Below are 21,173 nucleotides of genomic sequence, written 5' to 3'. Positions count from 1 at the left end.
ATTGCCATGTCGAACTATCGCCGCAGCCTGGTTCCAGGCGGCACTTACTTCTTCACGGTCACCTTGGCCGACCGACGTTCCACCCTGCTGACCGACTCCATCGACCAACTCCGACAGGCCTACACCCTGGCCGTTGAGCGGTCGCCATTCAAGACCACCGCCATTTGCGTCTTGCCGGACCATCTGCATGCGATTTGGACCTTGCCGGAAGGGAACGCCGACTACTCCCACCGCTGGAGCCTGATCAAGAGTCAGTTCTCAATGGCCATTCCCGCCACCAATCGTTCCGAGAGCAAGGCAAGGAAACGGGAGAAAGGCATCTGGCAACGACGCTTCTGGGAGCACCAGATTCGCGATGAAGCCGACCTGAATCGCCATATCGACTACATCCATCACAATCCGGTGAAACATGGGCTGGTCGCTCGCGTCAAAGCGTGGCCTTACTCGAGTTTCCACCGTTATGTCCGCGCTGGCTTGCTACCGGAGGATTGGGCAGGTATCGGTGAGCTGAACGGGAAGTTCGGTGAGTAATCGAATTTCTTCGGTGGGCTTCAGCCCACCACGATCAGAGGTCGTACTCGATCGTGCCGTCTTCGAGACCCGACAAGTCCAGCGGCCGCATCGTACCCATCCACATCGGGTAGTCGCGGTGGTCGCGCAGGTCGCTGCCGGTAATGGGGTGCACCAGCACGGTGAGTCCGTCGCGGTGCAGCGCCAGCCAGGGGATCACCTCGCCAAACAACTCGGGCTTGAACGCCAGCTGGCAGCTCCAGTCGGGATGCGGGCCAACGGGCTTTTCGTGGACACGGCCCATCTTCAGCGGAAAGCGCCGGGCAGCCTCCTCGCAGAGCACGCGGGCCTGGTCGAGGCTGTCGGCATCGAAGTAGACATGGGCGTGGAAACCCTTGATCCGGGGGGTGAGTGTCTGGGTCATATGGCGATTCCTTCCCGATGCCTGATGAGCTGGGCCTGGCGGGCTTCGTCGCCCAGCTCCTGCTGCAACCAGTCGACGAAGCACTTCATCAGCCGTGCGCGACGCTTGCGCTCAGGCTGCACCAGGTAATAACCGAATTCCGAGCTGACGCTGGTGTCCAGCACGCGCGCCAGAAGGCCCTGGTCGAGCAGGTCGTCCACCAGATAGCGCCAGCCGATGGCCACGCCCTGGCCGGCGATGGCGGCCTGGATCAACAGGGTGTAGTTGTCGAAGCGCAGCATGCCCGAACCTGGCGGCTGGGCGATCCCGAGTTCGCGAAACAGCGCATTCCAGTCGAACCAACGGGTACGCACTTCGGGTTTGAGGTGCAGCAGCGGCAACTCGGCCAGGGCCGCCACCGGCAGCGGCTGGTCACGCCCGGCCAGCAGGCGCGGACTGGCGATGGGGAAGACCTCCTCGCGGAACAACAGCAGCGCCTCGCCGTGCTTGAAGCGGCCGTCGCCAAAGGCAATGGCGATGTCCACTTCCGAACGCAGCATGTTCATGGTGCGGTCGCTGGTGACGATGCTGACATCGATTTCCGGGTTGGCCTCGTGAAAGCGATGCAGACGCGGCATCAGCCAGTAGGCGGCGAAGGCGAAGTCGGTGGCCACCTGCAGTACCTCGTGCTGCGGTCGCGAGCCGATGGCATCGAGTCCGGCATTGATGCTTTGCAAGCCCTCCTGCACATGCAGGAACAACAGGCGGCCGGCGTCAGTGAGTTCGATGCCGCGGTAGACGCGGTCGAACAGGCGGGTCGCCAACTGCTTTTCCAGACGCTGGATCTGCTGGCTCACCGCAGGCTGCGTAGTGCCCAGCTCCACGGCGGCAGCGGTGAAACTGAGATGGCGGGCAGCGGACTCGAACACCCGCAGCAGGTCCAGGGACAGTTCAGAGTGAAGCTCTACCATAACGTTTGCTTATCCGAGTCATGTTCCGCTGTGCGGTTTACCAGTTGGATCGCTGACGCAATCATCGTCTCCAGCACTTTCGCATAATTCGACAGTATGGATAAGCGAGCGATGAAACGTCCCAACATCCTCTTCATCATGGCCGACCAGATGGCAGCGCCGATGCTGCCCTTCTACGCCCCTTCCCCCATCAAGATGCCGAACCTGTCGCGCCTCGCCGCGGAAGGCGTGGTGTTCGACTCGGCCTACTGCAACAGTCCGCTGTGTGCGCCCTCGCGCTTTACCCTGGTAAGCGGTCAGCTGCCGTCGAAGATTGGCGCCTACGACAACGCGGCCGACTTCCCGGCCGACGTGCCCACTTACGCCCACTACCTGCGCCGACTGGGTTATCGCACGGCACTGTCGGGCAAGATGCATTTCTGTGGCCCGGACCAGTTGCACGGCTACGAGGAGCGCTTGACCAGCGACATCTACCCCGCCGACTACGGCTGGGCCGTGAACTGGGACGAACCGGACGTTCGCCCGAGCTGGTACCACAACATGTCCTCCGTGCTGCAAGCTGGCCCCTGCGTGCGCACCAACCAGCTGGATTTCGACGACGAGGTGGTGTTCAAGGCGCGCCAGTACCTCTACGACCATGTTCGCGAGCGTGCCGGGCAGCCCTTCTGCCTGACTGTCTCGCTGACCCATCCCCACGACCCTTACACCATCCCGGCAGAGTATTGGGACCGCTACGACGACGCTGACATCCCGTTGCCGCGCGTGCAGTTCGCCGATGCCGAGCAGGACCCGCACAGCCAGCGCCTGCTCAAGGTCATCGACCTCTGGGGCAAGCCGCTGCCGGAGGCGAAGATCCGTGATGCACGCCGTGCCTACTTCGGTGCCTGCAGCTATGTGGACGACCAGATCGGCGCATTGCTGAAGACCCTGAACGAGTGCCAGTTGGCCGAGGACACCATCGTCGTCTTCTCCGGCGACCACGGCGACATGCTTGGCGAGCGCGGCCTCTGGTACAAGATGCACTGGTTCGAGATGGCGGCCCGCGTGCCGCTGCTGGTCCACGCGCCTAGCCGCTTCCAGGCGCAACGGGTGAGCGAATCCGTCTCCACGGTCGACCTGCTGCCCACCCTGGTAGAACTGGCCGGCGGTGAACTCGACAACAGCCTGCCGCTGGATGGCCGCTCGCTGTTGTCCCACCTCCAGGGCCGGGGCGGGCACGACGAAGTGCTGGGCGAGTACATGGCCGAAGGCACCACGAGCCCGCTGATGATGATCCGCCGCGGCCAGTACAAGTTCATCTTTTCCGAAGAAGACCCCTGCCTGCTCCTCGACCTCGCCAACGACCCGCAGGAGCTGGAGAACCTGGCCACCTCAGCGGATCACCAGACGCTGCTGACAGCCTTTCTCGACGAGGCGCGGGCACGCTGGGACCTGGCAGCTATCGCCGAGGCGACCATCGCCAGCCAGCGCCGCCGCCGCTTCGTCGCCGAAGCGCTGACCCATGGCAAGCTGAAGAGCTGGGACCACCAACCCTTCGTCGACGCCAGCCAGCAGTACATGCGCAATCACATCGACCTGGATGACCTGGAACGCCGCGCGCGTTTCCCCCAACCCTGACCCACTCTTGCGAGGAACGAAGGCATGAAGACGATCAATGCGGTGCTTGCCGGCGGCGTGCTGCTGGCCAGTCTGGCGTTCAACGTCCAGGCGGAGGACGCCAGTTGCGCCACGGTGAAGTTGGGCGATCCGGGCTGGAGCGATATCGCCGTGACCAATGGCGTGGCGCGCTTCCTCCTCGACGGCCTGGGCTATCGCACCGAAACCTCGACCTTGGCGGTGCCGATCATCTTCGCGGGTCTGCACAAGGGGCAGATCGACGCCTTCCTCGGCAACTGGATGCCAGCCCAGCAGAGCAACTACGACAAATTCGTTGCCGCCGGCAGCGTCGACAAAGTGGCGCAGAACCTCTCCGGCACCGAGTACACCCTGGCCGTTCCGCGTTATGCCTTTGATGCGGGCGTGAAAACCTTTGCCGACCTGGACAAGTTCGCCGACAAGTTCGACCGCAAGCTCTACGGCATCGCTTCTGGCTCACCCGCCAACGAATCGATCCGGCAGATGATCGCCAAGGATGAGTTCGGTCTGGGCGACTGGAAGCTGGTGGAGTCCAGCGAGCAGGCGATGCTGGTGCAGGTAGGCCGGGCGGTAAAGCGTGAGCAGTTCGTGGTGTTCCTCGGCTGGACACCGCACCCGATGAACGTGCAGTACGACATGGCCTACCTCAAGGGCGGTGAGAAGTACTTCGGCGAGAGCGGCAGTGTGAACACCCTGGCGCGCAAGGGCTTCGCCGCCCAGTGCCCGAACGTGGGCAAGCTTCTGGCCAATTTGCAGTTCACCCAGGAGATGGAGAACGCCATCATGGACCAGGTGCTCAACAGCAACGCCGACAACGACGCGGCCATCAAGACCTGGCTCAAGGCCAACCCGGCGGTGATTGACGGCTGGTTGCAGGGCGTCACCACCCGCGATGGTGGTGATGGGTTGGCAGCGGTGAAGGCAAAGCTCTGAACGACGAACTGACCCTGTAGGGGAAAATTCATTCGCCAAGGGCGGCGCAGTTGCCCCCCGTTGATCCCGAATGGCAGGCCTTCGGCCTGCCTGGCGAATGAATTCGCCCCTACGAGAGCCTCACCCGACGTGAAATTCGCCGACCTCTTTCCCTTCCTGCACTGGCTACCCGCAACGCGTCCCCGCAGCCTCGGTCGCGACGCACTGGTGGGCCTGACCGGCGCCATCCTCGCCCTGCCGCAGTCCATCGCCTACGCGCTGATCGCCGGGCTGCCGGCGGAGTACGGGCTCTATGCTGCGGTGGTGCCGGTGATCATCGCCTGCCTCTGGGGGTCGTCGCGGCACTTGATCTGCGGACCGACCGCAGCCATTTCGGTCGTGCTCTTCGCCAGCGTCAGCCCGCTGGCCCTGCCGGGTAGCCAGGACTACATCGGGCTGGTGCTGTTGCTGACGTTTCTCGCCGGCGCCTTCCAATGGCTGCTGGGCATTCTGCGTTTTGGCTCCCTGGCCAACTTCGTCTCCCAGTCGGTGGTACTCGGCTTCACCCTGGGTGCGGCATTGGTGATCGCCCTCGGCCAGGTACCCAACCTGCTCGGCCTGGCCAATCTGGAGGGGCGCGCCACGGCCTGGCAGAGCGCTCTGGAGTTGGCCAGACATGTGCGCGAAGTGCACTGGCCATCGCTGGCAGTGGCGGCCTTCACCTTCGGTCTTTCCGTCCTGGTGCGCAGCCTGTGGCCGCGCCTGCCGGCGCTGCTGATCGGCATTATCGGCGGCAGCCTCCTGGTGCTGGCGCTGCCCACCACCTTCGCTGGCGTCGAACGGGTGCACCCCTTCAGCGGTAGCCTGCCGCCGCTTGCCTCGATTCGTATCGACGCCGAGGACGTGCTGCACCTGCTGCCATCGGCCGTGGCGTGCGGCCTGCTCGGTCTGGTCACCAGCCTGTCCATCGCCCGCGCCCTCGCCAGCCAATCGCGACAGGTGCTGGATGCCAACCAGGAAAGCCGTGGCCAGGGCCTGTCCAACCTGATCGGTGCCTGGTTCTCCGGCTACCTCTCGGCAGGCTCTTTCACACGTTCCGCGCTGAATCTCCAGGCCGGCGCCCAATCGCCGCTGGCCGGCGTGTTTTCGGCGCTCTGGGTGGCACTGTTCGCCTTGCTGGGTGCTCGGCTGATCGCCCACATCCCACTGCCGGCGATGGCGGCGAGCATCCTGCTGATTTGCTGGGGGCTGCTGGACAGGCGCAGTGTGCGCCAGCTCTGGCGGGTCAGCCGGGCAGAGTTCGCGGTAATGGCGCTGACCTGCATCGCGACGCTGCTGCTGGAGTTGCAGACGGCCATCTACGCCGGGGTGCTGGCCTCGTTGTTCTTCTACCTGAAACGCACTTCGCAGCCACGGGTGCTGCAGGCGAAGGAGGGGGATGCCGAAGTACTGCGCATCGAAGGGTCGATCTTCTTCGGCGCCTGTCCGTACCTGCAAAAGCTGATTCAGCGCAGCCGCGCCGGGCGCCTGGTGCTGGACGCCCACCATGTGAACTTCATCGACTACGCCGGCGTGAGCATGCTCCACGACGAAGCGCGGCGCCTGGGCGGGGAAGGGCGCCGCCTGGTGCTGCGCCGGGCCAGGCCACAAGTGGAGCGAGAGCTGCGCAAGCTGGAAGGCGAGAGCAGCGGCCTGCTGATCGAGAGTTGACCTGTAGGATGGGTGGAGCCTGCGATACCCATCAAACTCTGCGCAGCAGCATGGGTATCGCTCCGCTCGCGGAACGCCGCCCGACCCATCCAAAAGCTCAGCCTAACCCTCGCTCCTGCAGTCAGCCTTGCGCCAGCTGCCGACGCAGTTCGACCAGCACCGGGCCGCTGTCGGGCAGTACGCCGCGCCAGAGCAGGAAGGCTTCGGCCGCCTGCTCCACCAGCATGCCCAGGCCATCCAGGGTACGCGCGGCACCTTGCTCGGCGGCCCAACGGTTGAAGGCAGTCATTTCCTTGCCGTACATCATGTCGTAGCAGACGGTGTGACCTGGCTTGATCAGGCTGGGCGAGATGGGCGGCAGATCACCGGCAAGGCTTGCCGAGGTGCCGTTGATGATCAGGTCCACCGGCTCTTCCAGCCAGTCGAAACCACTGGCGGAAACAGGGCCCAGTTCAGCGAACAACTGAGCCAGGGCTTCGGCCTTTTCCACGGTGCGGTTGGCAATCACCAGGGCCGCCGGCTTTTCCGCGAGGATCGGCTCGATCACCCCGCGCGCGGCGCCACCGGCACCCAACAGCAGGATGCGTTTGCCGCTGAGACTCAGACCGGCGTTGCGGGTGAGGTCGCGCACCAGCCCGGCGCCGTCGGTGTTGTCACCGAGCAGGCTGTCGTCATCGAGCTTTTTCAGGGTGTTCACCGCGCCGGCACGTTGGGCGCGGGCGCTGAGGCTACCGGCGAGTTGATAGGCCTGTTCCTTGAACGGCACGGTGACGTTGCCGCCCTTGCCGGTTTCGAAGAACTGGCGGGCACAACCGGTGAAGTCGTCCAGCGGCGCCAGTACGGCTTCGTACGTAAGCTGCTGGCCAGTCTGCTCCGCGAACAGGCGGTGGATCAGCGGCGACTTGCTGTGGCCGATGGGGTTGCCGAAGACGCAGTAGCTATCCATCAGAGACCTGCCTCCTTCAGCCAGTCGCGGTCCTTGAGGAAATACTCGGTCAGGCGCGCCTCTTCGCTGCCCGCTTCCGGCTTCCAGTCATAACCCCAGCGCACCTGCGGCGGCAGGGACATGAGGATGGACTCGGTACGGCCGCCGGACTGCAGGCCGAAAAGGGTGCCGCGGTCGAACACCAGGTTGAACTCCACATAGCGGCCACGACGGAACGCCTGGAACTCGCGCTGCTGCTCGGTGTAGGGCGTGTCCTTGCGCTTCCTCAGGATCGGCAGGTAGGCCTCCAGGTAGGCATCGCCGATGGCGCGCATGAAGGCGAAACTGGTGTCGAAGTCCCACTGGTTCAGGTCGTCGAAGAACAGGCCGCCAATGCCGCGCGGTTCGTTGCGATGCTTGAGATGGAAGTAGCGGTCGCACCATTCCTTGTAGCGCGGGTAGACGTCGGCACCAAAGGGCGCGCAGGCGTCGCGGGCGACCTTGTGCCAGAACACGCAGTCTTCCTCGACGGCGTAATAGGGGGTCAGGTCGAAGCCGCCGCCGAACCACCAGACGGGTTCTTCGCCTTCCTTCTCGGCGCAGAAGAAGCGCACGTTGGCGTGGGAGGTGGGCACATGGGGGTTTTCCGGGTGGATCACCAGGGATACACCGAGGGCCTGGAAGCCGCGACCGGCCAGTTCCGGGCGGTGGGCACTGGCCGACGGCGGCAGGTTGGCGCCGAACACATGGGAGAAGTTCACGCCGCCCTTCTCGATCAGTCCGCCGTTCTCGATCACCCGGGTGCGGCCGCCGCCACCAGCGGGACGAGTCCAGGCATCTTCGTAAAAGTCGGTCTTGCCGTCTTCGGCCGCGAGTGCGGCGCAGATGCGGTCTTGCAGATCGAGCAGGTAGGCCTTCACGGCCTCGATACGGTCAGTCACGTGGTCAACCCTGGCAGCGGTTAGGTGGCGGAAAAATGAGCAGGCAAGCATACCACCGCCCAAGGGCCCGGGCAGCTTGACGGAAATCAAGGGGAGGCGTTGGATGAGAGCTTTTCCGACCAGGAGGTTGCAAGCATGACCAGACGCATCCAGTTCTCCGCCTATGGCGGTCCGGAGGTCCTCGAGTACGCGGAGTACCAGCCGGAGGAACCGGGGCCGCAGGAAGTGCGGGTGCGCAATCGCGCCATCGGCCTCAACTTCATCGACACCTATTACCGCAGCGGCCTCTATCCGGCACCGAATTTCCCCACCAGCCTGGGCACAGAAGGCGCGGGCGAAGTGGAAGCGGTCGGCAGCGCGGTCACCCAGTTCAAGGTGGGCGACCGCGTCGCCTACGCCACCGGTCCGCTAGGCGCTTACAGCGAGCTGCATGTGCTGCCTGCGGACAAGCTGGTGCGCCTGCCGGACAGCATCAGCTTCGAGCAGGCCGCCGCCGTGATGCTCAAGGGCCTGACCGTGCAGTACCTGCTGCGCCAGACCTACGAACTCAAAGGCGGAGAAACCATTCTCTTCCATGCCGCCGCCGGTGGGGTCGGCCTCATCGCCTGCCAGTGGGCGCGCGCGCTGGGCGTGAAGCTGATCGGTACCGTCAGCTCCGCGGAGAAAGCCGCGCAAGCCAAGGCCAACGGCGCTTGGGCGACCATCGACTACAGCCATGAAAACGTCGTTCAGCGCGTGCAGGAACTCACCCACGGCGCCAAGTGCCCGGTGGTCTACGACTCGGTGGGCAAGGACACCTGGGAAACGTCGCTGGACTGCGTGGCCCCACGCGGCCTGATGGTGAGCTTCGGCAACGCCTCGGGGCCGGTCACCGGGGTCAATCTGGGCATCCTCGCGCAGAAAGGCTCGCTCTTCGTCACCCGGCCGACGCTGTTCGGCTACGCCAGCACGCCGGAGCGCCTGCAGGCGATGGCGGATGAGTTGTTCGGGCTGATCGCCGATGGCCGCATCAAGGTGGAGGTGAACCAGCGCTTCGCCCTGGCCGACGCGGCCAAGGCACACACGGCCCTGGCCAACCGCCAGACCACCGGATCGACTGTGCTTATCCCCTGAGCACGCGGCCGCTGACCAGGTCGCGGATCACGCTGGGATTGCGACGCCCGCCAAGGGCGCCGCCCAGCACCGCGTCCAGCTCGTCGCCGAAATACTGCTGCACGCGCAGGCGCGAGTAGGCGGCGGGGCGGCCAGACGGGTTGGCGGAAGTGGATACCAGCGGCCCGGTGTGGGCGCAGAGGTCGCGTACCAAGGGGTGGTCGCTGACGCGCAGGGCGACGCTGTCGTGCTGGCCGGTAATCCATTCGGGCAGCAGGTCCTGGTGCGGCACCAGCCAGGTGTTCGGGCCGGGCCAGCTGCTGGCGAGCTGGTCGATCCAGGCGTCCGGCAGGCCTTCGAGAAGGAAGTCGAACTGGCGGATGTTGTCCGCCACCAGGATCAGCCCCTTCTCCACGGGACGCTCCTTGAGCGCCAGCAGCCGATACACCGCGTCTTCGTTCCAGGGATCGCAACCCAGCCCCCAGACCGCCTCGGTCGGATAGGCGATCACACCACCTTCACGCACGACCCGCGCCACTTGCTGCACACGCCAATTGCTGACCATCAACCGCTCCCCGCAATACTGGATCGGCAAAGTGTACAGGGCTCAACCTTGGCGATGCACCCAGCAGCCGGCCTCACGGGCGACGCGGCCCAGCAGCTCCAGATCGGTGAGTTCGGCGAGCAGGCGCGGCAGCTCCCAGCCACTGGCCGCGGCCAGCCCTTCGCTGCTGTAGGGCGCAGCACGCAGCAGTTCGAGCAGCGGATGGTCGCCCTGCGTCGGGGCATCGGACTGGGGCTCCGAAGGCATGACCTGCCAGCCGCGCAGCGCCTCAAGGATGTCCTCCACCTTTTCCACCAGGGTCGCGCCTTCGCGGATCAATTGGTGACAGCCGCGCGCGCCGGGATGGTGGATGGAGCCGGGAATGGCGTAGACCTCACGGCCCTGTTCAGCGGCCAGGCGTGCGGTGATCAGCGAGCCGCTGGAGGGGCTGGCCTCGACGACCAACACGCCGAGGGATAGGCCGCTGATGATGCGATTGCGCCGGGGGAAGTTGGCCGGTTGCGGGGGGCAGTCCAACGGCAGTTCGGATACCAGCGCACCGCCTTCATCGACGATGCGCGCCGCCAGGCTGCGGTGGCGGTTGGGGTAGATGCGCTCTAGGCCAGTCCCGAGCACCGCCACCGTTGCGCCTCCGACCTCCAGCGTCCCCTGGTGGGCCGCGCCATCGATGCCCAGGGCCAGTCCGCTGGTGATGACGAATCCTCCGCCCGCCAGGCTGCGGGCAAAGGCACGGGCAGTATCCAGGCCGGCAGCCGAGGCGCGGCGGCTGCCAACCAGCGCCAGCTGCGGACGCTCCAGTAGCGTGGCGTCGCCGGCGACATAGAGCAGTGGCGGCGCGTTGCTCAGTTCAGCGAGCAGGGCGGGGTAGGCGGGGTCATCCCAACACAGCACCTGGTGGCCGGGCTGCTCCAGCCAGGCCAGGGCGCGCGCCGCGGCATCACGGATTTCCGGGCTGCGCCGCGGGTCGGCGGAGGCTCCCGGCAGGCCCAGGGAACGCCACGCGGCAGCCGGCGCGCTGAGGGCAGCGGACGCGGAGCCGAAGGCTTCCAGCAGGCGACGGAAACGGGCAGGGCCGAGTTCGGGGAGGTGGTGCAGACGCAGTCGAGCTTCCAGCTCGGCAGGGGAGATTGATGGCACGTCGATCGGTCCTTGATCGCGCCGCGATTGCGGCAGGACCGCCATCAATACAACAAGCCCCCGCAGGGCGGGGGCTTGGAGGTGTTACGGGTTGTGTACCTTGTCCAGCACCGCCAACTGGCGGGTGGCAGCGAGGACCAGGCCGTAGCTGAGCTTGTCGTAGGTGCGGAACACCATCAGCAGGCCGGCGCGCTCGTCGGGGATCTTGATGAATTCGTCGGTGACGCGGTCACGTACGGTTTCGCCGGTTTTGTAGACCGCCAGCACGTTGCCTTCCACCAGGCCGTCGCGCTTGCCCTTGTTGATGGTCACCACATCGAACTGGCCGATCTGGGTCACACCACGCGGTACGTCGAGGATCACGCCGTTGATGTCACGCTCCGGCGCGCTGGGCATGAACGTGGAGTTGATCGCGCGTTCCTCGGTTGGGAACAGGCGGTCGCCCAGGCGCACTTCCTGGGTGGAACGGGACAGTAGCAGGGTGCCGATATCGCCTTCGTCGGCCACCATCTCGCCGCCGCCGATGTCGTCGGCGTTAACACCGAGGAACTCCTTGGATTCCGGGTCCACGTAGGTCTTGCCCTGGCGGAAGATGCCGTAGACCGGCTGTTCCTGGGAGAAGTTGCCACGGGCATAGACACGATCACCGGCGCCGCTGACCACGCGCTCGGCATTGCCGGCGACGATGTAGGGAGCGGTTTCGAATTCCTTGGGATCGTCGATGATGCGGTTGGTCAGCAGGAAAGCGTTGATGGCTTCCAGCGGGATCGTCGGAATGGCTTCCGCCATCGGCGTGCTGCGCACCTGGGGCGAGAGCTTGATCGTGCCGCGGGAAGCGCCGCGGTTCAGCATCAGGCGCGGCTGGCCGTCGACATAGACGAGGCTCAGCATGTCGCCGGGATAGATCAGGTGCGGGTTTTCGATCTGCGGGTTGGCGTGCCAGATTTCCGGCCACTTCCACGGCTGGCGCAGGAACTTGCCAGAAATATCCCAGAGCGTGTCGCCCTTGACGACGGTATAGCGCTCCGGATGCCCTTCCTTGAGTTCCACCGCAGCCTGGGTCAGGCCACTGGCGGCCAGGAGCAGCAGGGCGAGTAGTGATTTCCTCATGCGGTGAATCCCTTTATTATGTTCATTCACATGCAACGCCCTGAGAGCCGCCCCAACCGGGCTCTTCAGCCGTTTTTCGATGCTGCTCACCATCTTAGCAGCGGATTTTTAACTTATTCCACAAGTGCATCACAAACGCATATGGCGATTCTGAACATTCTCGAGTTCCCCGATCCGCGGTTGCGCACCATTGCCAAACCGGTTGAGGTGGTCGACGACTCCATCCGCCAGCTGATCGACGACATGTTCGAAACCATGTACGACGCTCCGGGTATCGGCCTGGCCGCCACCCAGGTGAACGTTCACAAGCGCGTGGTGGTGATGGACCTGTCCGAAGACAAGTCCGAGCCGCGGGTCTTCATCAACCCCGAGTTCGAAACCCTGACCGACCAGATGGACCAGTATCAGGAAGGCTGCCTTTCGGTACCGGGCTTCTATGAAAACGTCGATCGTCCGCAGAAGGTGAAGATCAAGGCCCTGGACCGCGACGGCCAGCCCTATGAGCTGATCGCCGAGGGCTTGCTGGCCGTGTGCATCCAGCACGAATGCGACCACCTCAACGGCAAGCTCTTCGTCGACTACCTGTCGTCCCTCAAGCGCGACCGCATCAAGAAGAAGCTGGAAAAGCAACATCGCCAGCAGGCTTGATTCCCTCGATCCCAAAGGCTTGCTCCGGCAAGCCTTTTTCTTTAGCGAGTACCCATGACTGAGCCCTTGCGCCTCGTCTTCGCCGGCACCCCGGAATTCGCCGCGGAGCACCTCAAAGCCCTGCTCGACTCCCGCCACCAGGTCATCGCCGTCTACACCCAGCCGGACCGCCCGGCCGGTCGTGGGCAGAAGCTGATGCCGAGCCCGGTGAAACAGCTGGCCGTGGAACACGGCATCCCGGTGCTGCAGCCGCCGACCCTGCGCGACCCGGCCGCCCAGGCCGAGCTCAAGGGCCTCGATGCAGACCTGATGGTGGTGGTTGCCTACGGCCTGATCCTGCCTCAGGTGGTGCTCGATACCCCGCGCCTGGGCTGCATCAACAGCCACGCCTCGCTGCTGCCACGCTGGCGCGGCGCCGCACCGATCCAGCGCGCGGTGCAGGCGGGCGATGTGGAGAGCGGTGTCACCGTGATGCAAATGGAGGCCGGCCTCGACACCGGTCCGATGCTGCTCAAGGTCACCACACCGATCAGTGCAGAAGACACCGGCGGCAGCCTCCATGACCGCCTCGCCCAACTCGGCCCGAAGGCCGTGCTGGAAGCCATCGAAGGGCTGGCCGCCGGCACCTTGCAGGGTGAAGTCCAGGACGATGCGCTAGCCAATTACGCCCACAAGTTGAACAAGGACGAGGCGCGCCTCGACTGGGGTCGCCCGGCAGTTGAGCTGGAACGCCTGGTGCGCGCCTTCAACCCTTGGCCCATCTGCCACAGCACGCTCGATGGCGAACCCTTGAAGCTGATAGCCGCTGTGCTCGGTGAGGGCAAGGGCCAGCCCGGCCAGATACTCGCCGCCAGCAAGGACGGCCTGACCGTCGCCTGTGGCGGAGGTGCCCTGCGCCTGACCCGCCTGCAATTGCCCGGCGGCAAGCCACTGAACTTCGCCGACCTTTACAACAGCCGCCGCGAGCAGTTCGCCCTGGGCAAGGTACTGGGCGCATGAACCCCCGTCTCGCCGCTGCCCGCGCACTGACCGCGGTACTCTCCGGCAAAGCCTCCCTGGGCGGCAGCCTGCCGCCCCAGTTGGACAAGGTGGAGCCCCGCGACCGCGCACTGGCCCAGGACCTCGCCTTCGGCGCCGCCCGCTGGCAACCACGCCTTGCCGCCCTGGCCGAACGCCTCTTGCAAAAGCCTTTCAAGGCCGCTGACAAAGATGTGGAAGCCCTGCTGCTGGTGGGCCTCTACCAGCTCTTCTACACCCGCATTCCCGCCCACGCCGCCATCGGTGAAACCGTCGGCTGCGCGGACAAGCTGAAGAAGCCTTGGGCCAAGGGATTGATCAACGCCGTGCTGCGCAACGCCCAGCGCGATGGCGAGACGATATTCGCCGAGCTGGAACGCGACCCGGCAGCGCGCACCGCCCACCCACGCTGGCTGCAGAAAGCACTCAAGGCCGCCTGGCCGGAGCACTGGGAAGCGGTCTGCGCAGCGAACAACGCCCACCCACCGCTTATCCTTCGCGTCAATCGCCGCCATGGCAGCCGCGACGCCTACCTGGCTGAACTGGCCGCCGCCGGCATCGCCGCCGAGCCCTGCACGTTCAGCCGCGACGGCATCCGCCTGGCCGAAGCCTGCGATGTGAAGACCCTGCCAGGCTTCGCCGAAGGCCGCGTCAGCGTGCAGGACGAAGCCGCGCAACTGGCCGCCGACCTGCTGGAACTGGCCCCCGGCCAACGCGTGCTGGATGCCTGCTGTGCACCGGGCGGCAAGACTTGCCACCTGCTGGAAGCCGAGCCCGGCCTGGCCGAAGTGCTGGGCGTGGACCTGGAGGAAAGCCGCCTGGTGCGCGTGCGCGAAAACCTCGCACGCCTCGGCCTGGATGCCCGCCTGATCGCCGCCGACGGCCGCGACACCGCAAGCTGGTGGGACGGCAAACCGTTCCAGCGCATTCTTCTCGACGCGCCCTGTTCGGCCACCGGCGTGATCCGCCGTCACCCGGATATCAAGTTGACACGCAAGGAAGAGGACATCGGCGCGCTGGCCAAGCTTCAGGGCGAGCTGCTAGACGCTCTCTGGCAGACCCTGGAGGTGGGCGGCGTGCTGCTCTACGCCACCTGCTCCACGCTGCCCCCGGAAAACAGCGACAACATCGCCGCCTTCCTTGCTCGCACCCCGGGGGCCCGCGAACTGGACATCCCCGGTCCGTTCGGATTGAAACAACCCCATGGCCGCCAATTGCTGGCACAAGAAGACAGCCATGACGGTTTCTACTATGCCAAGCTGGTCAAGATCGCCGCTTCGCCCCGCGGCTAAGGGAGTCTGCAGTGAAGATCATCATTCTCGGCGCCGGCCAGGTTGGCGGCACCCTCGCCGAACACCTGTCGGGGGAAGCCAACGACATCACCGTGGTCGACACCGACGGTGACCGCCTGCGCGATCTCGGCGATCGCCTGGACATCCGCACCGTCCAGGGCAAGGGGTCCTTCCCCACCGTGCTGCGCCAGGCCGGTGCCGACGACGCCGACATGCTGGTGGCAGTGACCAACAGCGACGAGGTGAACATGGTCGCCTGCCAGGTGGCCTACACCCTCTTCCACACGCCCACCAAGATCGCCCGGGTGCGTGAAGCGGCCTACCTGACCCGTACCGGCCTGTTCGATAACGAAGCCATCCCGGTGGACGTGTTGATCAGCCCCGAACAGGTGGTCACCAACTACATCAAGCGCCTGATCGAGTATCCCGGCGCGCTGCAGGTGATCGACTTCGCCGAGGGCAAGGCCCAGTTGGTGGGGGTCAAGGCGTACTACGGCGGCCCGCTGGTGGGGCAGGAGTTGCGACAGATCCGCGAGCACATGCCCAACGTGGATACGCGCGTGGCCGCCATCTTCCGCCGCAACCGGCCGATCCTGCCCAAGGGCGATACCGTGATCGAGGCCGACGACGAAGTCTTCTTCATTGCCGCCAAGGCGCATATCCGTGCCGTGATGAGCGAACTGCGCCGCCTGGAAGACAGTTACAAGCGCGTGGTGATCGCGGGCGGCGGGCACATCGGCGAACGCCTGGCCGAGGCCATCGAAAGCCGTTACCAGGTGAAAATCATCGAGATGAGTCCGGCACGCTGCCGTCATCTCTCGGAAGTCCTCGACAGCACCATCGTGCTGCAAGGCAGCGCCTCCGACCGCGACCTGCTGGTGGAAGAGAACATCAACGATGCGGATATCTTCCTGGCGCTGACCAACGACGACGAGGCCAACATCATGTCCTCGCTGCTGGCCAAGCGCCTGGGTGCGCGGAAGGTGATGACCATCATCAACAACCCGGCGTACGTGGACCTGGTGCAGGGCGGCGATATCGACATCGCCATCAGCCCGCAGCTGGCCACCATCGGCACCCTGCTGACCCACGTGCGCCGTGGCGATATCGTCAGCGTGCACTCCCTGCGCCGCGGCGCGGCCGAGGCCATCGAAGCCATCGCCCATGGCGACGCCAAGTCGAGCAAGGTAGTGGGCAAGATGATCGAGGACATCGCCCTGCCGCCAGGTACCACCATTGGCGCCATCATCCGCGACGAGGAAGTGCTGATCGCCCACGACGATACGGTGATCGAGTCGGGCGACCACGTGATCCTCTTCCTGGTGGACAAGAAGTACATCCGCGACGCCGAGCGCCTGTTCCAGGTTGGCCTGACCTTCTTCTAAGGGGACACAGCATGCTCGAAGGACTGGAAAAGATGCTGGCCAAGGGCGTAGACAACGCCCTGTTGCGCTTCGGCCTGGGCAAGGGCTACCTCGACCAGGGCGATGCCGCCAAGGCTGCCCTGCACTTGCGCCGCTGCGTCGAGCAAGACCCGAAGTACTCCGCCGCCTGGAAGCTGCTGGGCAAAGCCCTGGAGACGCAGGGCGACATCCCCGCTGCACGTGAAGCCTGGACCCAGGGCCTGGATGCCGCCCGCGCCCACGGCGACAAGCAGGCGGAAAAGGAGATGACCGTTTTCCTCAAGCGCCTGGACAAGCGCGGGGACGCTTCGGCCTGATCAACAGGCTGTGAGTCATTAAGACTCCACAAAATGTCCTAATGACTACGAAAGGTCGCAGTCATTAGGACATATTTAATTCCAAGTAATTGATTTTATTGGCCAGATCGAATGGCCCGATTCTTGTTTTCCAGCCCGGGTCGCGGCGAAGCCGCGTTCTTTCCTCTGGAACAGGAATCCCCGTCATGTCACAACAACCCTTCGAAAATCGCCTTGCCGTGGTCACCGGAGCCAGCTCGGGCATCGGTTTGTCCGTCACCGAGAAACTGCTGGCGCAAGGTGCGCGCGTCCTGGCCATGAGCCGAACCCTGGGGGAGCTGGGCAGCCTCCTGACGCGCTACGACCAAACCCTGACCTGGCAACCTGGCGATGTCACCCGCGCTGCCGATCTGGCCGCTTTGGCGGAAGTGGCCGGGAGTCTGGGCCAGGTCGACTGCCTGGTGCCCAATGCGGGAATTGCACGCCTGGCCGACGGCCTGGACACCGCAGCCTTCGCGGCGCAGTGGGCCGTGAATGGCGCCGGTGCCCTCGATACGCTCGCCGCCCTACGCGAGCGGTTGGCGCCATCGGCCTCGGTGGTTTTTATCGGCACCTTCTTGTCTCATGTGACCTTCCCCGGTCTCGCTGCCTATATCGCCTCGAAGACCGCACTGAAGGCCCAGGTCCGCACGCTGGCTGTGGAAATGGCCGAGCGCCAAGTGCGGCTGAACCTGGTATCGCCGGGACCCACCAATACGCCGATCTGGTCGACCTTGGGCTTGGGCAGCGACGATCTGGCGGCAGTGGCCGGCACCGTGAACCAACGCCTGCTGGGTGGCCGCTTCCTCGAACCCGCGGCCGTGGCCGATGTCATCCTCTTCCTGCTCTCGCCCGCTGCACGCGGTCTGTACGGCCAGGACCTGGTTGTGGACAGCGGCTATACCCTGCGCTGAACGCCCTTCGCCCCGCCGCCCGAAAGCGGCGGGGCTCCGGATCATTGGCCGCGCAGGTAGCCGAGGGTCTGTTCGGTGGTCCACAGCGCATTGGCGATGAACCGGAAGTTGATCAACGCGGCCAGATAGCCATCGCCTTCCGGGGTCGTCGGACCCGCCGTGGCGTCACGCACCACCGCGACTTCAAACCCGGTTTCCAGCAACTCTCGCAGGTGGGATTCGACACAGAGGTTGGCGGCCATACCGGCCAGGATCACCTGCGACACGCCGTGCTTGCGCAGTTGCAGCGCCAGGTCATTGGTTTCCGGACCATAGACTTTGTGCGGCGAGGTGATGATGGTCTTTCCGTCGAGGATGTAGGGCTTGTACTCGGGCAGGAAGTCCGCGCCGGAGTTCTCGAAGCCCTCAAGGTTCAACGGACCCTTGCGGTCGAACATGCCGATGTTGTGCATGACTTTCTCCAGCGGTCCGCCGAACTGCCACTGGTGGTCGCTGGGGTAGTAGTAGTGCGGCGATACGGCAACCGTGATGCCGGCCGTCTTGGCGGCGGCGAAGAGCTGGCCGATGTGCTTGACCGTATCGTGCTCGGTGATGCTCTTGCCGAACACACTCCAGCTCACCCCTTCAGGACTGAGGAAGTCGATCTGTGGGTCGATGACCACCAGCGCGGCGCGGGACAGGTCGAGCTTCATGCCCGGGTCGGGCAGCGCGGGTTCGAGGGGATCGGCGTAGGGGGATGTCTGGCTCATGAGGGTGAACTCCTGTGGGCTGTGGATAAATCGCGCAAGGCCATGGCAGCCGGTCTTCTGGATGGCTACCATCGGCTTGAGTTCATCCTATGGCCGTGCCCCCGACGGCTTTTCCCAGGACGTACAGGATCTTTGCCAGGTTGTCCCCGATGGATGTCCTTTCCGAGTTTTTCGAACGCACCAATCTCCAGGGCCGACTGTTCTTCGCCGGCCGCGTGGACGGCGCCCTGATGCTCGACAAGCCGCCCGGGATGGCATTCATCCATCTGGTGGAGCGTGGCGGCCTCGACTTGATCCAGCCGGGCATGCCGAAAGTGTCGATCAGCCAGCCAAGTGTGCTGTTCTGCCCGAGTAGCTGCCGTTACCAGTTGCGTTCCAGCTCCACGGAAGGAGCCGAGCTGATCTGCGCTTCCTTCCAGTTCGGCAAGGGCACGGCGCAGCCTCTTCCCCTCGGGCTGGAAGAAACCCTGGTGTTCCCGCTCGACGCCCTGGGCCACGCGTTGCCGGTAATCCGTGCCCTGGTGGAGGAGTTCCAGGACCAGGCGCCAGGTCGCGCCAAGGCGCTGAACCTGCTGTTCGAGTATCTCTTCGTGCTGCTGGTGCGGCGGGCAGTCCAGGACGGCAGGATCGCCGGTGGTCTGTTCTACGCGTTGCAGGACCCTCGCCTGGGTGCCGTATTGAGCCGGCTGCATGGCGAGCCCGAAACGGACTGGAGCGTGGAGCGGATGGCGGGGCTGGCGGCGATGTCGCGCTCGAAGTTCTCCGCCTGGTTCAGCCGGGTGCTGGGCGTCTCGCCCATGGGCTATCTGAGCGGCTGGCGCATGAAAGTCGCCCAGGACCTGCTGCGAGACGGAGTGCCGATCAAGGTGGTAGCAGACGCTGTGGGCTACAGTTCGCAAGCGTCCTTTTCCAGAACCTTCGCCAGCCTGGTGGGATGCCCACCGGCGGAATGGCTGCGCCAGGACACGCGTGAGGCACCAACAGTAAAGGTGCGCATCACCGCTGCGGACGACTAGTCGCTGTCGAGGAAACAGAACCCGGCGCCCTCCGTGTCCACGCGCATCACTTCCATCTGCAGGATCGGCGCCTCGATCGGCAGATCCTGCACCTGGCCGCAAACAATGCTGCCGACGGACAGGGTGGCCAGATCGGGATGGCGGACATAGACGCCGCCATCGGACAGGTCGCGGGTCTGGGCAATCAGGTCGCCGAAGCTCGGGTGGCTGATCTTGATCCTGCATTTCATCGGAGTTCGGGGAAATTGACGCTGGTTCGCCATGGGATCGCATCATCCTGAGCCGTTTTTGCTGCCGTCGTTAATACGGCGAATTGCGCCCGGATTCAACCCTTCTGCGGGCGAGCGATGATCCGACCCATGAAAAAGGCGCCTTCCGGCGCCTTCTTCGTCAGTACCACTTCGTCTCGCCCTCGGGACGTTTCTTGAAGCGCTTCATGCTCCACATGTACTGGGTCGGGTAGGCCCGCACGTACCTCTCAACGACCTGACTCATGGCGGCGACGCCTTCCTCGACATTCTCGCTGTACATCCCTTCGGGGGCGGCTTCGAGGATCACCTTGAAACCCGAACCATCGGGCAGGCGCAAGGCATGGAGGAACACGCCACGCGCCTTGCCACCGGCGAGCATGCCGGGGACGAACTTGCTGGTCAGCGCCTGGGTACCGAGGAAGGGCACGAAGACGCCCGCCGACAGACTCGGCTCCGGGTCCGCGGGAATGCCCACGGCACCGCCCTTGCGCACTTCCTTGATGACGCTGAGGATGCCTTCCTTGGTCGACGGTGCCACGCGATTCCCCAACTGCACACGCTGCTTCTGCAGCAGCTCGTCCACCGCCTTCAGCTTCGGCGGGCGGTAGAAAATGATGGGTTTGCACTGGGCGCAGTAGAAGTGGTTGAGCACTTCCCAGTTACCCAGATGGCTGGTGATGCCGACTACACCCTTGCCGCTGGCCAGCGCCTCGTGCAGCACATCCAGGCCTTCCACTTCGCGCACCAGGCCGATGGACTTTTCCGCGGGCCAGATCCAGGCGCAGGCGCTTTCGGTGAAGGTCTTGCCGATGTCCTTCAGGCTCTGGCCAACCCGCTGATCCAGCTCGGCCGGCGACCACTCGGGGAAGCACTTGGACAGGTTGATCCGCACCACGTCGCGGGAACGGTTCGGCAGCTTCCACATCAGCCAGCCAATGGTCGCGCCAACCGCTTGCACGGCGCGCCAAGGCAACATCGCGAAGAGGCGCAGGAAGCCGACAATCAGCGCACCTTTCAACTTATCCACAGGCAACTCCAGGACGTTCGAAAGCGCGCATTCTACCCTCGCACCGGATCACAGGGTCAGCTCGCGATAACGGTCGCAGTCGGTGGTGTGATCCATGACCATGCCGGCGGCCTGCATGAAGGCGTAGCAGATGGTCGGGCCGACGAAGGTGAAGCCGGCCTTCTTCAGCGCGCGGCTCATGGCTTCGGCCTCAGGGGTGACCGCAGGGACCTGGCCGCGCTCGCTGAAGTGGTTGACCTTCGGTTTGCCGCCGACGAACGACCAGAGCAGCGTCACCGGGTCTTCCTGGCGCAGCCAGGCCTGGGCGTTCTGCCGCGCGGCCTTGAGCTTGAGGAAGTTGCGGATGATGCCCGGGTCCTGCATCAGCTTCTCGATCTCCTCATCGCTCATCACCGCCAGGCGTCGGGGGTCGAAACCGAACATGACCTCGCGGTAGCGCTCGCGTTTCTTCAGCACGGTGATCCAGGACAGGCCAGCCTGGAAGCCCTCCAGCAGAAGCAGTTCGAAGAGCGCCGCCGGGTCCTTCAGCGGTACGCCCCATTCGGTGTCGTGGTAGGCGATGTAGAGGGGGTCGTCATTGCACCAGAAGCAGCGTGGCATAAGGCTTTCC

23 protein-coding genes are annotated in these 21,173 nt (G+C 64.8%); 12 read left to right on the top strand and 11 right to left on the bottom strand.

Annotated elements, in window-relative coordinates:
• The first annotated feature begins 6 nt into the window (after positions 1-6).
• Positions 7-531, top strand: coding sequence for an REP-associated tyrosine transposase (locus G559_RS0104145; protein WP_028627044.1), 525 nt, complete (start codon positions 7-9; stop codon positions 529-531).
• A gap of 34 nt (positions 532-565) precedes the next feature.
• Here G559_RS0104145 and G559_RS0104140 read toward each other — a convergent pair whose 3' ends face one another.
• On the bottom strand, positions 566-934 hold the full coding sequence (locus G559_RS0104140; RefSeq protein ID WP_028627043.1) for a DOPA 4,5-dioxygenase family protein: 369 nt from the start codon (positions 932-934) through the stop codon (positions 566-568).
• Positions 931-1,884, bottom strand: coding sequence for a choline sulfate utilization transcriptional regulator (locus tag G559_RS0104135; RefSeq protein ID WP_028627042.1), 954 nt, complete (start codon positions 1,882-1,884; stop codon positions 931-933). Before G559_RS0104135 ends, G559_RS0104140 begins: the two co-directional genes overlap by 4 nt.
• A 111-nt stretch (positions 1,885-1,995) precedes the next feature.
• On the opposite strand from G559_RS0104135, the gene betC reads away from it, so the two are divergent.
• From betC to G559_RS0104120, 3 genes are all read left to right on the top strand, one after another.
• Entirely contained in the window at positions 1,996-3,501 is a 1,506-nt protein-coding gene (gene betC / locus G559_RS0104130; protein ID WP_028627041.1) for a choline-sulfatase, read from the top strand.
• 24 nt (positions 3,502-3,525) lie between these two features.
• Entirely contained in the window at positions 3,526-4,452 is a 927-nt protein-coding gene (choX, locus tag G559_RS0104125) for a choline ABC transporter substrate-binding protein (RefSeq protein WP_155945667.1), read from the top strand.
• 129 nt (positions 4,453-4,581) lie between these two features.
• Complete coding sequence (locus G559_RS0104120; protein ID WP_028627039.1) at positions 4,582-6,141, top strand: SulP family inorganic anion transporter; 1,560 nt, start codon at positions 4,582-4,584, stop codon at positions 6,139-6,141.
• Between the two features lie 121 nt (positions 6,142-6,262).
• On the opposite strand, the gene aroE is transcribed toward G559_RS0104120, so the two are convergent.
• Both aroE and hemF read right to left on the bottom strand, forming a co-directional pair.
• Entirely contained in the window at positions 6,263-7,087 is an 825-nt protein-coding gene (aroE, locus tag G559_RS0104115; RefSeq protein ID WP_028627038.1) for a shikimate dehydrogenase, read from the bottom strand.
• Positions 7,087-8,007: an oxygen-dependent coproporphyrinogen oxidase gene (gene hemF, locus G559_RS0104110; RefSeq protein ID WP_028627037.1), complete on the bottom strand. Its 921-nt coding sequence runs from the start codon at positions 8,005-8,007 to the stop codon at positions 7,087-7,089. The genes aroE and hemF overlap by 1 nt, the downstream gene beginning before the upstream one ends.
• A gap of 135 nt (positions 8,008-8,142) precedes the next feature.
• Here hemF and G559_RS0104105 point away from each other — a divergent pair, with 135 nt between their 5' ends.
• Positions 8,143-9,120 carry an NADPH:quinone reductase gene (locus G559_RS0104105; protein ID WP_028627036.1) on the top strand — a complete coding sequence of 326 codons (978 nt, stop codon included), beginning with the start codon at positions 8,143-8,145 and terminating at the stop codon, positions 9,118-9,120.
• Here G559_RS0104105 and G559_RS0104100 read toward each other — a convergent pair.
• From G559_RS0104100 to G559_RS0104090, 3 genes are all read right to left on the bottom strand, one after another.
• Entirely contained in the window at positions 9,110-9,664 is a 555-nt protein-coding gene (locus tag G559_RS0104100) for an L-threonylcarbamoyladenylate synthase (protein ID WP_028627035.1), read from the bottom strand. The two genes, G559_RS0104105 and G559_RS0104100, sit on opposite strands and share 11 nt — an antisense overlap.
• Before the next feature lie 42 nt (positions 9,665-9,706).
• The gene (gene dprA / locus G559_RS0104095) at positions 9,707-10,801 is read right to left on the bottom strand and encodes a DNA-processing protein DprA (protein WP_028627034.1); all 1,095 of its coding nucleotides are present in this window, start codon (positions 10,799-10,801) and stop codon (positions 9,707-9,709) included.
• 84 nt (positions 10,802-10,885) lie between these two features.
• The gene (locus tag G559_RS0104090; protein WP_028627033.1) at positions 10,886-11,911 is read right to left on the bottom strand and encodes a LysM peptidoglycan-binding domain-containing protein; all 1,026 of its coding nucleotides are present in this window, start codon (positions 11,909-11,911) and stop codon (positions 10,886-10,888) included.
• 141 nt (positions 11,912-12,052) lie between these two features.
• On the opposite strand from G559_RS0104090, the gene def reads away from it, so the two are divergent.
• The 6 genes from def to G559_RS0104060 all read left to right on the top strand — a co-directional run bounded on the left by def (position 12,053) and on the right by G559_RS0104060 (position 17,520).
• Entirely contained in the window at positions 12,053-12,559 is a 507-nt protein-coding gene (gene def / locus G559_RS0104085) for a peptide deformylase (protein WP_028627032.1), read from the top strand.
• Positions 12,560-12,613: 54 nt separating this feature from the next.
• Positions 12,614-13,558 (top strand): methionyl-tRNA formyltransferase, encoded by a 945-nt coding sequence (gene fmt, locus G559_RS0104080; RefSeq protein ID WP_028627031.1) that lies wholly within the window; start codon positions 12,614-12,616, stop codon positions 13,556-13,558.
• Positions 13,555-14,868 carry a 16S rRNA (cytosine(967)-C(5))-methyltransferase RsmB gene (rsmB, locus tag G559_RS0104075; protein ID WP_028627030.1) on the top strand — a complete coding sequence of 438 codons (1,314 nt, stop codon included), beginning with the start codon at positions 13,555-13,557 and terminating at the stop codon, positions 14,866-14,868. Before fmt ends, rsmB begins: the two co-directional genes overlap by 4 nt.
• 11 nt (positions 14,869-14,879) lie before the next feature.
• On the top strand, positions 14,880-16,253 hold the full coding sequence (gene trkA / locus G559_RS0104070; RefSeq protein WP_028627029.1) for a Trk system potassium transporter TrkA: 1,374 nt from the start codon (positions 14,880-14,882) through the stop codon (positions 16,251-16,253).
• Between the two features lie 11 nt (positions 16,254-16,264).
• Positions 16,265-16,588 (top strand): tetratricopeptide repeat protein, encoded by a 324-nt coding sequence (locus G559_RS0104065; RefSeq protein ID WP_028627028.1) that lies wholly within the window; start codon positions 16,265-16,267, stop codon positions 16,586-16,588.
• A gap of 185 nt (positions 16,589-16,773) precedes the next feature.
• On the top strand, positions 16,774-17,520 hold the full coding sequence (locus G559_RS0104060) for an SDR family NAD(P)-dependent oxidoreductase (RefSeq protein ID WP_028627027.1): 747 nt from the start codon (positions 16,774-16,776) through the stop codon (positions 17,518-17,520).
• A gap of 41 nt (positions 17,521-17,561) precedes the next feature.
• Here the strand turns inward: G559_RS0104060 and G559_RS0104055 are convergent, their stop codons facing one another.
• Positions 17,562-18,269: a cysteine hydrolase gene (locus tag G559_RS0104055; protein WP_028627026.1), complete on the bottom strand. Its 708-nt coding sequence runs from the start codon at positions 18,267-18,269 to the stop codon at positions 17,562-17,564.
• A gap of 149 nt (positions 18,270-18,418) precedes the next feature.
• Here G559_RS0104055 and G559_RS0104050 point away from each other — a divergent pair, with 149 nt between their 5' ends.
• A complete protein-coding gene (locus G559_RS0104050) occupies positions 18,419-19,285 on the top strand; it encodes an AraC family transcriptional regulator (RefSeq protein ID WP_028627025.1) in 867 nt (288 codons plus the stop codon).
• Here the strand turns inward: G559_RS0104050 and G559_RS0104045 are convergent.
• The 3 genes from G559_RS0104045 to G559_RS0104035 all read right to left on the bottom strand — a co-directional run bounded on the left by G559_RS0104045 (position 19,282) and on the right by G559_RS0104035 (position 21,163).
• Positions 19,282-19,548 (bottom strand): PilZ domain-containing protein, encoded by a 267-nt coding sequence (locus G559_RS0104045; RefSeq protein WP_028627024.1) that lies wholly within the window; start codon positions 19,546-19,548, stop codon positions 19,282-19,284. The genes G559_RS0104050 and G559_RS0104045 overlap by 4 nt on opposite strands.
• A 127-nt stretch (positions 19,549-19,675) precedes the next feature.
• The gene (locus G559_RS0104040; protein ID WP_028627023.1) at positions 19,676-20,563 is read right to left on the bottom strand and encodes a lysophospholipid acyltransferase; all 888 of its coding nucleotides are present in this window, start codon (positions 20,561-20,563) and stop codon (positions 19,676-19,678) included.
• Positions 20,564-20,611: 48 nt separating this feature from the next.
• Entirely contained in the window at positions 20,612-21,163 is a 552-nt protein-coding gene (locus G559_RS0104035; protein WP_028627022.1) for a DNA-3-methyladenine glycosylase I, read from the bottom strand.
• Between the last annotated feature and the right edge of the window lie 10 nt (positions 21,164-21,173).

Source organism: Metapseudomonas resinovorans DSM 21078, assembly GCF_000423545.1.
GTDB classification, from domain to species: domain Bacteria; phylum Pseudomonadota; class Gammaproteobacteria; order Pseudomonadales; family Pseudomonadaceae; genus Metapseudomonas; species Metapseudomonas resinovorans.
Note: the sequence above shows the minus strand (reverse complement) of the source record. Positions and strands in the feature narration are given on the sequence as shown.

Bases quoted from the DNA above. Each gene is read 5' to 3' on its own strand.
- G559_RS0104145 (WP_028627044.1), top strand. From the start codon at position 7: ATGTCGAACTATCGCCGCAGCCTGGTTCCAGGCGGCACTTACTTCTTC.
- G559_RS0104140 (WP_028627043.1), bottom strand. From the start codon at position 934: ATGACCCAGACACTCACCCCCCGGATCAAGGGTTTCCACGCCCATGTC.
- G559_RS0104135 (WP_028627042.1), bottom strand. From the start codon at position 1,884: ATGGTAGAGCTTCACTCTGAACTGTCCCTGGACCTGCTGCGGGTGTTC.
- betC (WP_028627041.1), top strand. From the start codon at position 1,996: ATGAAACGTCCCAACATCCTCTTCATCATGGCCGACCAGATGGCAGCG.
- choX (WP_155945667.1), top strand. From the start codon at position 3,526: ATGAAGACGATCAATGCGGTGCTTGCCGGCGGCGTGCTGCTGGCCAGT.
- aroE (WP_028627038.1), bottom strand. From the start codon at position 7,087: ATGGATAGCTACTGCGTCTTCGGCAACCCCATCGGCCACAGCAAGTCG.
- G559_RS0104105 (WP_028627036.1), top strand. From the start codon at position 8,143: ATGACCAGACGCATCCAGTTCTCCGCCTATGGCGGTCCGGAGGTCCTC.
- G559_RS0104100 (WP_028627035.1), bottom strand. From the start codon at position 9,664: ATGGTCAGCAATTGGCGTGTGCAGCAAGTGGCGCGGGTCGTGCGTGAA.
- G559_RS0104090 (WP_028627033.1), bottom strand. From the start codon at position 11,911: ATGAGGAAATCACTACTCGCCCTGCTGCTCCTGGCCGCCAGTGGCCTG.
- def (WP_028627032.1), top strand. From the start codon at position 12,053: ATGGCGATTCTGAACATTCTCGAGTTCCCCGATCCGCGGTTGCGCACC.
- fmt (WP_028627031.1), top strand. From the start codon at position 12,614: ATGACTGAGCCCTTGCGCCTCGTCTTCGCCGGCACCCCGGAATTCGCC.
- rsmB (WP_028627030.1), top strand. From the start codon at position 13,555: ATGAACCCCCGTCTCGCCGCTGCCCGCGCACTGACCGCGGTACTCTCC.
- G559_RS0104065 (WP_028627028.1), top strand. From the start codon at position 16,265: ATGCTCGAAGGACTGGAAAAGATGCTGGCCAAGGGCGTAGACAACGCC.
- G559_RS0104060 (WP_028627027.1), top strand. From the start codon at position 16,774: ATGTCACAACAACCCTTCGAAAATCGCCTTGCCGTGGTCACCGGAGCC.
- G559_RS0104055 (WP_028627026.1), bottom strand. From the start codon at position 18,269: ATGAGCCAGACATCCCCCTACGCCGATCCCCTCGAACCCGCGCTGCCC.
- G559_RS0104050 (WP_028627025.1), top strand. From the start codon at position 18,419: ATGGATGTCCTTTCCGAGTTTTTCGAACGCACCAATCTCCAGGGCCGA.
- G559_RS0104045 (WP_028627024.1), bottom strand. From the start codon at position 19,548: ATGGCGAACCAGCGTCAATTTCCCCGAACTCCGATGAAATGCAGGATC.
- G559_RS0104035 (WP_028627022.1), bottom strand. From the start codon at position 21,163: ATGCCACGCTGCTTCTGGTGCAATGACGACCCCCTCTACATCGCCTAC.